General features: G+C 70.4%; 10 protein-coding genes. 4 read left to right on the forward strand and 6 right to left on the reverse strand.

Annotation, left to right across the window (positions count from 1 at the left end; translation table 11 throughout):
- The first annotated feature begins 173 nt into the window (after nt 1-173).
- The 4 genes from ACFY0I_RS33515 to ACFY0I_RS33530 all read left to right on the forward strand — a co-directional run bounded on the left by ACFY0I_RS33515 (nt 174) and on the right by ACFY0I_RS33530 (nt 5,747).
- A complete protein-coding gene (locus tag ACFY0I_RS33515) occupies nt 174-1,634 on the forward strand; it encodes an NCS2 family permease (RefSeq protein ID WP_388902828.1) in 1,461 nt (486 codons plus the stop codon).
- 107 nt (nt 1,635-1,741) lie between these two features.
- Nucleotides 1,742-2,905 carry an XdhC family protein gene (locus tag ACFY0I_RS33520; protein WP_388902831.1) on the forward strand — a complete coding sequence of 388 codons (1,164 nt, stop codon included), beginning with the start codon at nt 1,742-1,744 and terminating at the stop codon, nt 2,903-2,905.
- Between the two features lie 149 nt (nt 2,906-3,054).
- Complete coding sequence (locus tag ACFY0I_RS33525) at nt 3,055-4,344, forward strand: YncE family protein (RefSeq protein ID WP_388902833.1); 1,290 nt, start codon at nt 3,055-3,057, stop codon at nt 4,342-4,344.
- 167 nt (nt 4,345-4,511) lie between these two features.
- The gene (locus ACFY0I_RS33530) at nt 4,512-5,747 is read left to right on the forward strand and encodes a GNAT family N-acetyltransferase (RefSeq protein ID WP_388902836.1); all 1,236 of its coding nucleotides are present in this window, start codon (nt 4,512-4,514) and stop codon (nt 5,745-5,747) included.
- A 64-nt stretch (nt 5,748-5,811) separates the two neighbouring features.
- Here the strand turns inward: ACFY0I_RS33530 and ACFY0I_RS33535 are convergent, their stop codons facing one another.
- The 6 genes from ACFY0I_RS33535 to ACFY0I_RS33560 all read right to left on the reverse strand — a co-directional run bounded on the left by ACFY0I_RS33535 (nt 5,812) and on the right by ACFY0I_RS33560 (nt 14,800).
- On the reverse strand, nt 5,812-8,028 hold the full coding sequence (locus ACFY0I_RS33535; protein ID WP_388902838.1) for a germacradienol/geosmin synthase: 2,217 nt from the start codon (nt 8,026-8,028) through the stop codon (nt 5,812-5,814).
- 175 nt (nt 8,029-8,203) lie between these two features.
- Complete coding sequence (locus tag ACFY0I_RS33540; protein WP_388902841.1) at nt 8,204-8,440, reverse strand: hypothetical protein; 237 nt, start codon at nt 8,438-8,440, stop codon at nt 8,204-8,206.
- Between the two features lie 136 nt (nt 8,441-8,576).
- Nucleotides 8,577-10,544 carry a TOMM precursor leader peptide-binding protein gene (locus ACFY0I_RS33545; RefSeq protein WP_388902843.1) on the reverse strand — a complete coding sequence of 656 codons (1,968 nt, stop codon included), beginning with the start codon at nt 10,542-10,544 and terminating at the stop codon, nt 8,577-8,579.
- A complete protein-coding gene (locus ACFY0I_RS33550; RefSeq protein WP_388902845.1) occupies nt 10,537-12,333 on the reverse strand; it encodes a hypothetical protein in 1,797 nt (598 codons plus the stop codon). Before ACFY0I_RS33550 ends, ACFY0I_RS33545 begins: the two co-directional genes overlap by 8 nt.
- The gene (locus ACFY0I_RS33555; RefSeq protein ID WP_388902847.1) at nt 12,330-13,715 is read right to left on the reverse strand and encodes a SagB family peptide dehydrogenase; all 1,386 of its coding nucleotides are present in this window, start codon (nt 13,713-13,715) and stop codon (nt 12,330-12,332) included. The genes ACFY0I_RS33550 and ACFY0I_RS33555 overlap by 4 nt, the downstream gene beginning before the upstream one ends.
- Nucleotides 13,712-14,800, reverse strand: coding sequence for a thiopeptide maturation pyridine synthase (locus tag ACFY0I_RS33560; RefSeq protein ID WP_388902994.1), 1,089 nt, complete (start codon nt 14,798-14,800; stop codon nt 13,712-13,714). Before ACFY0I_RS33560 ends, ACFY0I_RS33555 begins: the two co-directional genes overlap by 4 nt.
- Between the last annotated feature and the right edge of the window lie 6 nt (nt 14,801-14,806).

A 14,806-nucleotide genomic window follows, 5' to 3' on the forward strand; every position in this document is an offset into this window, starting at 1 on the left:
AGAAACCCCCACGTAGTACCAGCGGTCACCCCCGCACTACCCGCAGTACACGCAGTGAACATTCGCGTCGCCTCGGGCCGTCACCCCGGGTCGTGCAGCCAAACGCAGTTTCCCAAATCCCGTGTCTCCAATCTTTATGCGGGTGCCCCTTTGAACCTTGGGAGTTAGGCACCATGACCCAGTCATCAGTGGAGCCCAAGACCACCGCGGAAGAGGCCGGCGACGGCACTCTGAATCCCGCGGGGCGGTCTTGGCTCGACCGGTATTTCCACATAACGCACAGAGGATCCAACGTCGGCAACGAGGTTCGTGGCGGTATCACGACCTTCATGGCCATGGCGTACATCCTCCTGCTCAACCCGCTGATCCTTTCCGGCAAGGACGTCGCCGGGAACACCATGTCGCCGGCGGCGCTGATCACGGCCACCGCGTTCGCGGCCGCCCTGACCACGCTCCTCATGGGCTTCGTCGGCAAGGTGCCGCTCGCACTGGCCGCCGGACTTTCCGTCTCCGGCGTGCTGGCCTCGCAGGTGGCGCCGCAGATGACCTGGCCGCAGGCCATGGGCATGTGCGTGATGTACGGCGTCGTGATCTGTCTCCTGGTCGTCACCGGCCTCCGAGAGATGATCATGAACGCGATCCCCCTCGCGCTCAAGCACGCCATCACCATGGGCATCGGCCTCTTCGTGGCCCTCATCGGCCTCGTGAAGGCCGGTTTCGTACACGGCTCGCAGGTCGGCGGGCCGGTCACCCTCGGCCCCGCCGGTGAGCTCGCCGGCTGGCCCGTCCTGCTCTTCTGCGTCACCCTGCTCGCCATCTTCATGCTCCAGGCCCGCAAGGTCCCCGGCGCGATCCTGATCGGCATCGTCGGCGGCACCATCCTGGCCGCGATCCTGAACGCCATCGTCGACATCGACCCGAAGGCCTGGAAGAACGGCCCGCCGGAGCTCTCGGGCTCCGCGGTCTCGATGCCCGACTTCTCGCTGTTCGGCAAGGTCGAGTTCGGTGGCTGGGGCGACGTCGGCATCATGACGATCGGCATGATCGTCTTCACCCTGGTGCTCGCCGGCTTCTTCGACGCGATGGCCACCATCATCGGCGTCGGCACCGAGGCCAAGCTGGCCGACGACAAGGGCCGCATGCCGGGCCTGTCCAAGGCCCTGTTCATCGACGGCGCCGGTGGCGCCATCGGTGGTGTCGCGGGCGGCTCCGGCCAGACCGTGTTCGTCGAGTCCGCCACCGGCGTCGGTGAGGGTGCCCGCACGGGTCTCGCCTCCGTCGTCACCGGCCTCTTCTTCGCGGCCTGCCTCTTCTTCACCCCGATCACCCAGGTGGTCCCCGGCGAGGTCGCCTCCGCGGCCCTGGTCGTCATCGGCGCGATGATGATGCAGAACGCCCGCCACGTGGACTGGGCCGACAGCGCGACCGCGATCCCGGTCTTCCTGACCGTCGTGATCATGCCGTTCACCTACCAGATCACCGCCGGTGTCGCGGCCGGTGTCATCTCCTACGTGGCCATCAAGGTCGCGCAGGGCAAGGCCCGCGAGATCGGTGCCTTCATGTGGGTCCTGACGGGCATCTTCCTGGTGTTCTTCGCCCTCAACCCGATCGAGGGCTGGCTCGGGGTCCACTGACCCGGCCCGGGGCGGCGACCGATCAGGTCGATCAGGTCCGATCGGTCGAAGTACCGCACCCTCCACGTATTCGATACTGGAAACGAACCCCTCCGAGGAGGCCGCACATGCTGGACATCGCCGAAGAACTGAACCGGTGGGTCGAGCAGGGACGTGACTTCGCCGTCGCCACGGTCGTGGCGGTCGGCGGGAGCGCGCCCCGGCAGCCCGGAGCCGCGCTCGCCGTCGACGGCGAGGGCACCGCGATCGGTTCGGTTTCCGGTGGATGCGTGGAGGGTGCGGTGTACGAGCTGTGCCAGCAGGCGCTCGAAGACGGCGAGACCGTCCAGGAGCGTTTCGGGTACAGCGACGACGACGCCTTCGCCGTGGGGCTGACCTGCGGCGGAATCATCGACATCCTCGTCACCCCGGTCCCCGTGGGTTCCCCGCTGCGCCCGGTGCTGGCGGCCGCGCTGGCCGCCGCCGCCCGCGGCGAGGCGGCCGCGGTGGCCCGGATCGCCGAAGGCCCGGCCGAGCTCATGGGCCGCGCCGTCACCGTCCGCGCCGACGGCTCCTACGAGGGCGGCTTCGGGGGACACCCCGAACTGGACCGCACCCTCGCCGAGGAGGCCCGCGCCATGCTGGACGCCGGGAAGACCGGCGTGCTGGAGATCGGCGCCGACGGCCGGCTCTGCGGAGAGCCCCTCAAGGTGCTCGTCGAGTCCAGCGTCCCGCCGCCGCGGATGATCGTCTTCGGTGCCATCGACTTCGCCTCCGCCCTGGTGCGGATCGGGAAGTTCCTCGGCTACCACGTGACCCTCTGCGACGCCCGGCCCGTGTTCGCCACGAAGAACCGTTTCCCCGAGGCGGACGAGATCGTGGTCGACTGGCCGCACCGCTACCTGGAGGCCCAGGCCGACGCGGGCGGCGTCGACGCCCGCACCGTGCTGTGCGTCCTCACCCACGACGCCAAGTTCGACGTCCCGCTCCTCGAACTGGCCCTCAAGCTTCCCGTCGCCTACGTCGGCGCCATGGGCTCCCGCCGCACCCACGAGGACCGCAACAAGCGGCTCCGCGAGGTCGGCGTGACCGAGCTCGAACTGGCCCGGCTGCGCTCCCCGATCGGCCTGGACCTCGGCGCCCGCTCCCCGGAGGAGACCGCGCTGTCCATCGCCGCCGAGATCGTCGCGAACCGCCGCGGCGGCACCGGCGCGGCCCTCACCGGCGCGCACATCCCGATCCACCACGACACCTCGAACTCCGTGATCGGCAGGATCGGCTCCGTCGCTTGAAGCGGTGAGTGACGGCCGGAGCGAGTGACGGCCGGAAGCGAACGAAGGGCGCGACCCGATGGGTTGCGCCCTTTTGACGTTCCCCCTATCTTACCGGCCGGTAAGGGGAGGCATTCTCTCCGTCCCCTCGGAGCACCGGAGTTGACCGGATGTCACGTACCGCGCGAAACCCGCGAGCGCTGTCGATGCGGCGCCCCCTGCGGACCCTGGCCGTGGTGGCCGCGGCGACCCTGCTGACCGCCCTCGCGCCGGCCTCGGCCGCGACGGCGCCCCCGACCGCCCCCGGCGACGGCCTGCGCGAGGTGTTCTTCGTCGGGAACAACTGGGAGGGGACCGCCGACGTCCTCGCCTCCACCGGCGACCTCGCCAGGATCGGCCGGATCGACGTGATCCCCGACAAGGCCGACCGGCTGTGGGAGATCCACCTCAACCCGCTGAAGCTGGCCTTCTTCCTCGGCATCCGCGCGAGCGCCGGCGAGGGTCACGACCAGTTCGTCGACGACATGTACACCACCCCGGACGGCTCCGCCGTCGTCGTTTCCCGGCCGAGCTTCGCCGACGTCGTGTCCATCGACGTCCGCTCCGGTCGCGTCAACTGGCGCTTCCCCGTCGCGGGTTACCGATCCGACCACATGGCCGTGTCGCCCGACGGCACCCGCGTCGCGGTCTCCGCCTCCACCGCCAACACCGTGCACGTCCTGGACATCGCCACCGGACGCCAGGTCGGCTCCTTCCGCACCGGCGACAAGCCGCACGAGAACACCTACACCCGAGACGGCCGGTTCCTGTGGAACAGCTCGATCGGCGAGGTGAACACCGCCCTCGACGCGCCCTGGCTGGACTGGACGAAGGGCGACCGGAAGATCACCGTGGTCGACACGCAGACCTTCCGCACCGTCCGCGTCATCGACATGCGCGAACGCCTCGACGCCTTCGGCCGCTCCGACCTCTCCGACTCCGTGCGCCCGGTCGCCTTCAGCCCCGACGAGTCGAAGTTCTACTTCCAGGTGTCGTTCTTCAACGGCTTCCTGGAGTACGACGTACCCACCGACCGGATCACCCGCCTCAAAACCCTCCCGACGAACCCGGCCACGAGCACCGACCGGACCACCTGGGTCAACGACTCCCGCCACCACGGAATGTCCATGAGCCCGGACGGATCCAAGCTCTGCATCGCGGGCACCATGGACGACTACGCCACGGTGGTGGACCGTGCCACCCTCGCGGAAGGACCGCTGGTGCCCGCCGCCAAGCCGTACTGGGCCACGGTCGACGGCGACGGCAAGGGCTGCGTGATCTCGGAGAGCGGCGCCGACCGCGTCACGGCCATCGACTTCGCCACCGGGACCAAGCGGGTGTCCGTCCCCGTGGGCGACCATCCGCAGCGCGTCCGGCTCGGCCACGTGCCGACGGGATGGACGGGGCCCGCGGCCCGCTGACCGGTGCGCGGCGCGGGGGCGGGTACGGGCGGAAGGGGGCGCGGGCGCGGGGCGCAAGGGGGTGCGGGCGGGAGCGCCGCCGCGCCGTAGGTGCTGGAACTGGCCATTTCGGTAAATGGGGCCCTTATGGGGTGACCGGTCCACGATGACCGATTAGTCTCACGATCATGGTGGACATCCGCGAGGTACCCGAGGCCGACATCGACCGCGCCCAGGAGCTCGCCTACCTGGTCTTCCACGACCGCCCCGAGCCCGAAGGGCGCGAACGGCACCGCGCCCTGCTCACCCGCTGCGCACGCCTCGGTGCCTACGACGGGGCGGCGTTGGTCGGTTTCATGGCCGCCCACGACTTCCGGCTCTCCGTCCCCGGCGGCGAACTCGGCTGCCCCGGACTCACCTTCGTGTCCGTGGCGCCCACCCACCGCCGCCGGGGCGTCCTGACCGCCCTCATGGACGAGCAGTTGCGCCGCGCCGCCGCGGCGGGCAGCCCGCTCGCCGCCCTGTGGGCCTCCGAGTCCGCCATCTACGGACGCTTCGGCTACGGCGCCGCCACCCAGGGCCTCACCATCGAGATCGACTCCAGCCGGCCGCTTGCCCTGCGCATCGCCCCCGACCCGCGCCCGCTGCGCCTCGTCGCACCACAGGACGCCCTCGCCGTGATCGGACCCCGCCACGAGGTCGCCCGTACGGAGCGGGCCGGTCGCCCGACCCGTAGCCCGCAGCGCTGGGACGAGGAGTGGCTGTGCGAACAGGACGAGGAGGACGAGGAGTTGAGCCCGCCCCGGATCATCGTCCTCGGTGACCCCGGTGAACCCGTCGCGGGATACGTCCTCTTCCGCACGAAGCCGCAGGACGATGCCGCCGGGCCCGGCCGCGCCCCGGGACTGGTGCGCGTCGACGAACTGGAGGCCGACACGCCGGCCGTGGCCGCCGCCCTGTGGGACTGCGTGAGCTCCCTGGACCTGACCGGCCGGGTCCGCGCCTGGGGCCGCCCCGCCGACGACCCGCTCCTGCACTTCGCCGCCGACCGGGACCAGGTCAGGGTCACCGCCCAGTTCCCCGCGCTCTGGCTGCGCCTGGTCGACGTACGGGCCGCCCTGACCGCCCGGGACTGGGCCGCGCCCGTGGAACTGGTGCTGGACGTGGCCGACGTGCGCGGGCCCGCGAACGCGGGACGGTTCCGGCTCAAGGCGGGCCCGGGCGGGGCGACGTACGAACCGGCGCGGGCGGAGGCGGATCTGGCCCTGGACGTCAGGGAGTTGGCCGCCTGCTATCTCGGGGGCACCCGGATGGTCGAGCTCGTGGCCGCCGGGCTGGTCGCCGAACGCACGGCGGGCGCGGCGGCCGCGCTGGACGCCGCCCTGCGCACCGACGTACTGCCGCACACGGCCGACGAGTTCTGACCCCGGTGGAGACCCGGCGACGGGGGCGGTCGAGCGGTCCGCCCCCGTCGTCCGGTCCGTGGACTCAGGCCGGTAGCGAGATCCGCGCCGCCGACATGCCGAAGCCGGGTCGCAGGACTCCCGTGGACAGTGCGTCGGCCGGTCGGTGCAGATCCTCCTGGCGGTAACGGCGGCACTTCTCGTGCCAGTTGAGGATCCCCGCCAGCCAGTCCTGGAGCTCGCCGACGTACGCGTCGAGACCGGCCCGGGCGTCGGCGTCGAGCTTCCAGTCCTCGTAGAGCAACGGCAGCTGGTTCGCCACGATGTGCTGGAACTCCTCGATGCGCTGCGTCATGAGCGAGTGGCAGATCCGCAGGGCCTCGGGGTAGCCGATGTCGAAGAAGTTCTGCGTGACGAGCACGTGGTTGTGGACCTCGCCCTCGACCTCCAGCTCCTTCTGGTAGGAGAAGATGTCGTTGATCATGCAGGCGGCGTCGGCCGCCGCGTTCTCCAGGGACCGGATGGTGCCGCAGGCGTAGATCTCGTCGGGGATGCCCCGGCCCGCCTGGCCCAGTCGGCACAGGTACATCGTCAGGTGGGAGCCGAACGTGCTGCGGCGCATCTCCGCGTAGTCGACCGGGTCCGGGATGCGGTTCTGGATCTGGTTCCCGACCTCCCACACCCAGCTCTCCAGCATGCTCACCAGCGTGGCCCGGAACTCGGTGCGCACCTCCGGGCTCATGCCCGTGCTCGTACGGACCCACAGGTCGGCGAGTGAACGTTCCATCGCCGTGACCGGCGGCGGCTGCTCGGCGTGGTCCACGGGGATCATCGAGATGAGGCGGGCGGTGGTCGCCTTGGCCGCCGAGAGGTCCTTCGTCCGGCCGAACACCACCGGGTAGTAGTCGTCCCCGTACGTCCCCCAGGTCAGCCAGCACGCGTTGAGGAGCAGCGCCTCGGGCGTCGCATCGGGGTCGATTCCGGCGGAGCAGAGCGCGAAGTCGTAGCCGCGCATCGCGTCCTCGGTCCAGATCGTGGAGCCGGGATCGCCGGGCTGCGGGTCCAGCAGCCCCATGCGCCGCGCCCAGGCCACGGCGCCCTCACGGGCGTGGTCCAGGTGGGGGCTGAGGGAGAGCGGGAACGGCATGTACAGGTCCGGGATCACGGACGGGCCGGTCGGCCGGAACGGCACGTGCGTGAAGGAGCGCCGGCGCAGTTCCATCGAGCGGCGGGTGAAGAGGGACCCCAGGTCCAGGGCGGTGGTGCCCGGACCCGAGGGGAGGAAGGGGAGGGTGAGCGGGGCGGTGGGCTTGGCCTCCTTGTTCATGTAGCGGCTGGAGACCATGTGCCATTCGTGTCCGCCGGACTGCCAGTCCTGGAGCCCCTTGGTGTACGCGAGCACGGCGGCGATCTCGGCCGGGTTCATCGCCCGGTCGGCGAAGAGCTGGGGGAGTTCGGTGAGGGCGGTCGCCTCGAACTGCTGGAGCCGGGAGGTGAGAAGGTCGTTGGAGGCTTCGGCCGCCTCCTGGGTGGTGCAGTCGAGGAAGGTCTCCAACACCAGGATGGCGTTGGAGAGTTCGCCCTCGTCGGCGACCTCGCGCTGGTAGGAGAAGATGTCGTTCCTGATGTGGACGGCGTCGGAGAAGGCGTCGCGCAGCACGCCGAGCGGCCGCGCGTGCGCGACGCGCGCCGGGACCTCGGCGGAGACGTACTCGACCAGGCCCGCCGACCAGGGGGCACCGCCCACCTTGCGGCGCATCTCGATGTATTCGAGGGGGTTCGCCACCCGCCCGATGTTGATGTTGGCGAGTTCCCACATCGACTCGTCGAGGAGGTTCTTCGTCGACAGGGAGAACCGTTCCCGCCAGTCCAGCGACATCGCCGGGACGGTACGGGCCCACAGGTCGGCGAGGCCCGCCTCGACCGGGTTGGTGGCCTCGGGGAACCCGTCGGCCAGGTTCATCGGCATGAAGGCGGCGAGCCGGTCCAGGTAGGCCTTGGCGCCCGCGCGGTCCTGGGAGCGCTTGTACATCTCCAGGAAGTGGTCGTCGAAGAAGAAGACCCACACGTACCAGTCGGTGACCAGGGAGAGCGCGGCGGAATCGCAGTCGGGGTGGGTGTACGAGCAGAGCAGGGCGTAGTCGTGCGAGTCGAGGTCCTTCTCCTCCCACACGCCGGAACCCTCCAGCATCCCGAAGGCGCGGGCCCACTGCTTGGTGTGGACCCTGGCGTCCTCCAGGTGGGGGTTCAGTCGCGCCGGATAGGGCACGTAGAAATCCGGCAGTTGGAACGGCTGCGTCACGACGGGGTCGGCCTTTCGTCCACGGGTACGGGGAGCCGGCGTTCCGTCCCCCCGGCACGAGATCAGCAGGGCCCTACCCCGGATGCGGCCGGGATAAGGGGGAGTTCACCGCATCAGGTGACAGCGAGTCGTCTTTCGGCGGGGCCGGCGGCGGACGGGGTATCGGATGAGCTCCTCAGTCGAGCGGGACGCCTTCCCATGCCAGGCCCACGCGGTCCAACGCCTCCAGGGCGCCCGGCCCCTCGGCCACCGCTTCCACCGGGAAGACGCTGATGGAGGGGGCGTACCCGATGACCTCCAGTGCCTTCTTCGGATCGCCCAGCCGGCGCTTCATCGCGTCGATGGAGTCCCACAGGTAGACCGCTCCCCAGGTGTGACGCTCGGGGTGGGAGAACCACACCTTCAGCCGCATTCCCTCGGTGTCGCGAAAGGAGTCGATCGCCGTTTCCCTGAGATAGGGACGAAGGCTCTCGACGGATTGAGCCGAGTGGGACAGGTCCCAGACGGCGATCATTACGTACACGATTCTCCTGCGGGGAAACCGGGACCTACGGGAACGGGTGAGGATGGGGATTGATCTCATGCGGCAGCAGGGGTGCGTTCCGGTGTCCGAGCCGGTGTGGCATTTCGAGGAGTCGGGACAGTCCGTCAACCCGTCGGTACGCGTGCCCGAAGGTCATGGAGAGGGTTCCGGGGATCAACGTCTTGACGCAGCGATATCCGCCCACCTCGTGCTCGGGGGTGGTCTGGTCGATCACGACGACGTCGAGTCCGGATGAGAGGTACCGCCCCGTGAGTTCTTCCAAATCGAGGCCGAGGTCCTGGTTGCGGATCCGGGAGCCGGGGAACGCGTCGGCGAAAGCGCGCTGTGTGTCCGCGGTGAGGAGGAAATCGAGGCGGTCGAAGGCGGCGGGATTCCCGTACAGCAGCTCGTGGTCTCCCATTTCCTTCACCTGCCAGGGATCACGCGTCATGAGAGCGGCCCGCTCGGCCTCCCCGGGATAGCGTGCGACGCCGGACGTGACCATCGGACCGAGTTCGGCGAGGGCGTTCACCACCGCCCGCTCCGGATCCGGATGCGCCCCCGCGGTGCAAACCGCTCTCGGGTACCCGGGTCTTTCGCCGGTGTCCAAGGCGATGGCCCAGACGGCCGGCACGCCCTCTTCGAGCGTGGTGTCGAAGACCCGGACCTCATATCCCGTGTCCGCCGATATCGCCTCGGCCAGCAGGGGAACGCGCCGGTCGGACGCGGAAGCGAGATCGAGTCGCGGTACGGGCATGCGTGCGTACCAGGTGAGGAGGAAGGCGTCGCGTTCCACCACTTCGAGGACGCCGTGCAGGATCGCTTCCTCCAAGCCGGAGCCGAGCGCGCATCCGTTGGAGATCTCGTAGACGAACCCCGGCTCCGAGCGGTGTCGCGCCCGGTAGTACGCACATGACTCGGGCACCAGAACGGGCCCCTGTCGCTTGAAGGAGTATCCCCAGACCCAGTCGTACGGAGTGTCGACGTCGAAGGGGCGGAGCCCGAAGCCCGGGCGACGATAGTGGTCCTCGGGGTGGAGCCCCAGGCTCCGGGGGTCGAGGGCTTGGTCGGCAAGCTCGCGGTAGGTGGCTCGGACGGTGGATCGCGCGCCACCGGGGAGCCCGCCGCCGTACCGTTCCAACCCTTCCAGGATCGCGGTCGTTCGGCTGGTCCGGTAGTTGCGGCTCCGACCGAATCCGTACTCGGGGGCCCCGGTCTTCCCGCGCACGCCCAGGGGAGCCACGGCGGTTGCCACCCCGCCGTCCGACCCTGTTCGCAAGGAACGGATCAGGCCCGTTTCTTCGTCCACGTAGGTCCGGACGAGGTGGTCCAGGTCGATTTCACCGAGCCGGTAGTTCCCCGGATCGGACTTCGGACGCGCGGCGAACGCGAGCCTGCCCCGCTCCGGGGAGTCGTCGGGCAGGCGGCCACAGACGTCGCACCAGGGGTCCGGCAGGAACCGGTGGACGGACACGGCCGCGGTGTCGGGATCGACGCGCAACAGGGCGCGGCGTGCCCGGCCCTCCTCCCCGGCGAGGGGACCACCCGCTATGTCGGCGACGATGGCCGCCGCGACCTGGACGGCGAGCGGAGAAAGGGCGGGGGAGGGCCGTTCGGCCAGCTCGCGCGCGTGCAGCCCCATGACGGCGGTGTGGCCTTCCGGATCCTGACGGGCCCGGCCTCGGCGCAGCTCGGCGCACTGACCACATCCCTGCTCTCCCTCGCGTTCGAGCGGGCCGATCACCAGCGCGGCGAGTTCCGCTCGGACCGGTAGCCAGGGCACACTCCGGCGCGCGCATTCGGCGCGCACGGACGCGTAGGAACGCGTGTCCCAGCCGTCGTTGCTGACGACGACGAGATCAACGGGCGGAAGGGGCCCGTCCGGTGCCGAGGGGACAAGGGTGAACTCCCGCTCGCCGGTCAGGAAGGCTTGCCGGACGGCGTTGGCCAGGGCGCCCTCACCGACCACGGCCACTGTCGTCCGCCTACGCATGGATCAACACCACATGCATGGGATGGGGCATGAGGAGGTCTGCCTCCAGGTCGTGATCGAGTGGAACGGCCACGGCCCTCAGGCCGAGCCGGCGCAGGTTCGCCACAGCGGCCCGCAGAGAGATCGCCGGCCGGACGAACGCCGTACGGCCGGTTGCGCGGAGGCCGCGCGGGAAGGGGGGAACGGGGTCCGGGGCGCACTGCGGACTGGAGTTGGTCCGTGCCTGGTGGTCCAGAAGCAACTGGGTCAAGCCGTCGGTCAGCGCGTGGTCGGGGACGAGGGAGCTCGTGTACGCCACCGTCCGGTCACCTGTGCCGAACACGTAGCCGGGTATCCCCGTGGCGTCGGTGATGTCATGGACCCACCAGGGTTCACCGATCATCTCCAGCGTCCGGCGGTAGGTGTCCGCCGCCGCGGGGACGTCTTCGACGGCGACGCGTGGGAACGCCTTCGTACTTGCGAGAGACCGCTCCACCGTGAACTCCCGGCAGCTCCCGGTCAGTCCCTCCTCCAGAGCTTGCCGCAGGCTGAGCCCGGAGGCGACGCCGGCCGGTGGGCGAAGGCGTCCGGACCGGGCGCTGAGCGCAGGGAAGGCCAGCGCCGCCGCCAGCGGGTACGCGCTCCCGTCGCCCATGTCGTACCCCAGAACGTTGCCGTCCCGTGTGCGACGGGGATCGAAGGTCAGGGCCGCGTAGGCGGCGAAGCCGCGTCGGGCGGCGTCCAGCCGCGCCGCGGTGAAGTCGCGTCCGGTGCCCGTGACCACGAGGGGGGTGCCGCCGAGCAGCCCGCACGGGTCGCGGACCGTCGCCTGCGCCACGCACAAGGGCAGTTGGGGGAGGGAGCCCTCCGACACCCCGGACAGCAGACCCGTCAGGGGGTCGACGCCGGCGACGGCTCGCTGCGAGAACTCTTCCTCCGTCAGCGCGGGGGCGGCTCGCCACCGGGCGACGGACTCCAGAAGTTCCTCCGGCGTGCCCGGAGCGGCGGGTACCGCGAAGGGGTGAGGGACGTACGGGTGCGTGGTGGACCCGAGCGTGACCGGGTCGATGCGGATCAGGGAGGGCGGGCCCGGGTCCCTGTCGCGGGAACCGGCGAGGAAGCCGGACAGGGCGCTGCCCAGCCGCGCCGCGGCGACCGTGAGGACGGCGCCGCTCGGGGGCGCCTCGTCACCGGATGCGAACGGCTTCGGCGGCCACTCGCCGGGAGGTTCCACCCGCCACCACGCGGCTGCCCACACATTCCGGCCCGCGACGGGAATCGCCGGGGGAAGCAGCCAAACGGCGTCTCCGGCCGCGGCCATGCAGGTCAGTGGAATGCCGAGCGCGGCGCACTGCCCGGCCAACACGCGGATCAGCTCCGCATCCGGACGGTCGCCCACGTACACGACGGCGTCCACGGTGTCCGGTATCCGTCCGTGATCGGTTCCCCCGCGCACGTCGAGACCGGCGTGCGCCAGCACGCGCGCGGCGGCCTCGTGCAGGGCGCCCGAACCGGCCAGCAGGCACCGCGGTCTCTCGGACGGAAGGCTCCCGGCCGGCTCGTCCACCCGGACGGCGAGTTCTCCGTCGAGCATGGCCCGTGCCAGTTGCTCCACCAAGGCGCGGCGCTGCTCGGTCATTCCCGAGGTCAGCTCGGCAAGCGTGCGCGTCCCGTCCAGGTGCGGCGCGAGGCGCTCGATCCATTGGTGGACGGACGAGCCGGAGAACCGGACCGGCCCGCGCGGCGTCAGGGCGAACGCGCCGTCCGCGACCGGCGCGACGTACACGTGGTCCCGCATGCGCAACCTCATGCTCCCGTCACCTCCCGGCTGCCCAGCAAGAACTCCCCGACGCTCGATTCGGTGAACGCGTCGAGTCCGCTCGCGGCCGTGAAGGCCTCGGAATCCCCGGAGCCCAAGGCGCAGGGCGCGAGCCCCATGGAGGTCGCCACCGCGTACATCACGTGCGTGAGGACGCCGACGTGTTTGAGGGTGAGGGCGTATGCCATGGACTCGTACTTGGCCATGGTCCGGCCGAATCGAGCGGAGATGACCAGAAGGACCTGCGGCGGTTGCTCCATACCCCCCATGCGGGCGGCCGTACCGAGCATGCGCCGTACCTCCGGTCCGGGGTCGGACACCAGCGTCAGCTGATGGTCGAAGGGGTCGTAGTGGTACATCCCGGCTGATAGCCCCTTAACCTGTCGTACGACGGGGTAGATCTCGAGTTCGTACCGCGCACCACCCGCGGGATACGGCCGGGACGGCGCGCCGTCGGGTTCCGAGGGTTCGCGGACGGCGGCGCACCGGTAGAGGAATTCCCCCAGCTGCTCCGCGGACAGGGGCGCCGTGTCGTCGTGGGTGCGCAGCGACCGCCTTCCTTCGAGCACAGCTGTGAGCGGTTGGTCGGAGACCCGCAGTGCGTTGAGATCCGGGCGGTGCAGGGGGAGCCGCGGGCCGGGGAAAGGGCCGTGCCGCTCGGAGGGCTCGTCGAACTCGCCACGGCTCCACCACGTTCCGCCGAAGCCGTCCTCGGAGTCGGTACGGCCGCCCAGCCGACTGCGGGTGTGGAACCACAGTTCGTGCGGGCTCCACTGGCGCAGCCGGAGTTCGTCCTCTTCCGGGTTCCGGCCGTCCGCCACGAGGAACCCGTGTTTCCACAGTGCGTCGGCGAGCGGACCGGAGGCACCGTCCGCGGCGAACACCCCGGACAGCGCGCTCCGACCGAGCGGGTGGACGCGTACGGTGCAGGAGGAGCGTGGCGATTCCAGGAGCAGGTCGCTGCCGTCGTGACGCAGTACGGCGAAGCGGGACAGGACGGCCTCGACGGGGCGCGCCGTGGTCGCCTCGGGGAGCGGGGTCCCCGCCGGGCACAGGGTCCACAGGGGGCCGTTGCCCGCACAGGTGGTCCGGCGCAACCAGCCGTCCGCCAGCAGGAGGTCCAGCAGTCGAGCGACCGGCCCCGGGCGGCCACTGGCGTCGCCGGCGCTCCGGTCCGTCAACTCGGAACGGAGCACGGGCCGACGCGCGAGAAGATCGAGAACCGACAGGAGGTCGGGGTCGAGGGGCCCGAGCCGCCGCACGCGCGGCCACGCCACCAGGTGGTGCGTGCCGCCTGCGTCCTCTGTGCGATGGACACCCGACCGCAGGGAGAGCAGTTCCTCGCCGACGGCGACGGTTTCGGTGGCGGTCACCCGGCCGCCCTCCTGACCAGGTCGTGTGCCAGCTCCTGCGAGGAGGAGCCGAAGACGTCCTCGGCCGCCGCCGCGGCAAGGTGGCACAGCAGGAAGCGTTCTTCCGGGCTGATGCCGAGGCGGGTCATGTGCAGGTAGGTGAGGTTGAGCATGAGCCGGTAGCGGGTGAAGGCGGGGGACCGCAGCAGGGCGATCGCCTCGTCGGCGCCGAGAGTGCGGTGGAACGGACTACGGGCGGGCACCAGGGTTCCGTACGGATCCTCGCCGGCGGCATCGATGAGGGGTTGCTCCGCGGTGGCCAGCGCGTGTGCGTGAACGCCGTACGGTTCCAGGGCATCCACCCACGCACGTACGAACGGAACTGCTTTCCCCGCACCGTCCAGGGTGGCCAGGATGTGGCTCAGCCGGGTCGTCAGCGACGCGGAGTGACGGTCGTAGTGGCGCTCCCAGCCTGCGCGTCGGCCTGCCGAGGAGCGGTCCGAGCCGCTCTGTGACTCGTTGGTGATGAACGCCTCGGAGTGCGACCTGAAGGAGACGAACCCCGCGGGGCTCATTCCGGAGAGGCCGTGAGCCGTGGCGATCATGAGATCGAAAGCCAGCCGCAGGCGCTGTCCTCCCCGGCGGACATGGTCGAGCATCGAGAACACCAGCGGCGTGGTGGCGACGTCGAACGCGGTCAGTATCCGTGCCAGTTCCCGCGAGCCGAGCGCGCCGGACCGCTCCTGGTACGCCGTGGCGTGGATCGAGTTGTTGGGCAGCCACGGCTCCAACGGTGCGGTGTCGTTTTCCAGTTCGGCCAGCCTGCGGTGCATCGGAAGGACGACGGCAGGGTCGAGCCGGGTGGTGGAGGGGTGTTCCGCCAGGAACGTTCCCAGGGCCTCCCGGGTGGTGGGCAGAACCACCTGCGAGAAGAGCTCGTCCGTCGTACGGAAATTCAGCCGAATGTGCGGGCCGCGCCGCCAGTGCGGTCGGAAGTAGGCCTCGCCACATGCCTGAAGTCGGTCGAAGAGGGGCTGTACTGCGTCGAGCAGCAGGCTGTCCTTGATCGGGTCGTCGTAGCGGACGAGGACGCTGTACCACGGCATCGGGTT

Origin of the sequence: Streptomyces sp. NPDC001568 (assembly GCF_042893755.1) — a bacterium.
Classification (GTDB): Bacteria; Actinomycetota; Actinomycetes; order Streptomycetales; family Streptomycetaceae; genus Streptomyces.

What these genes read in the sequence shown, in the direction of transcription:
- ACFY0I_RS33515 (WP_388902828.1), top strand. Translation starts at nt 174, where the DNA reads ATGACCCAGTCATCAGTGGAGCCCAAGACCACCGCGGAAGAGGCCGGC.
- ACFY0I_RS33520 (WP_388902831.1), top strand. Translation starts at nt 1,742, where the DNA reads ATGCTGGACATCGCCGAAGAACTGAACCGGTGGGTCGAGCAGGGACGT.
- ACFY0I_RS33525 (WP_388902833.1), top strand. Translation starts at nt 3,055, where the DNA reads ATGTCACGTACCGCGCGAAACCCGCGAGCGCTGTCGATGCGGCGCCCC.
- ACFY0I_RS33530 (WP_388902836.1), top strand. Translation starts at nt 4,512, where the DNA reads ATGGTGGACATCCGCGAGGTACCCGAGGCCGACATCGACCGCGCCCAG.
- ACFY0I_RS33540 (WP_388902841.1), bottom strand. Translation starts at nt 8,440, where the DNA reads ATGCGGCTGAAGGTGTGGTTCTCCCACCCCGAGCGTCACACCTGGGGA.
- ACFY0I_RS33545 (WP_388902843.1), bottom strand. Translation starts at nt 10,544, where the DNA reads ATGCGTAGGCGGACGACAGTGGCCGTGGTCGGTGAGGGCGCCCTGGCC.
- ACFY0I_RS33550 (WP_388902845.1), bottom strand. Translation starts at nt 12,333, where the DNA reads ATGAGGTTGCGCATGCGGGACCACGTGTACGTCGCGCCGGTCGCGGAC.
- ACFY0I_RS33560 (WP_388902994.1), bottom strand. Translation starts at nt 14,800, where the DNA reads ATGCCGTGGTACAGCGTCCTCGTCCGCTACGACGACCCGATCAAGGAC.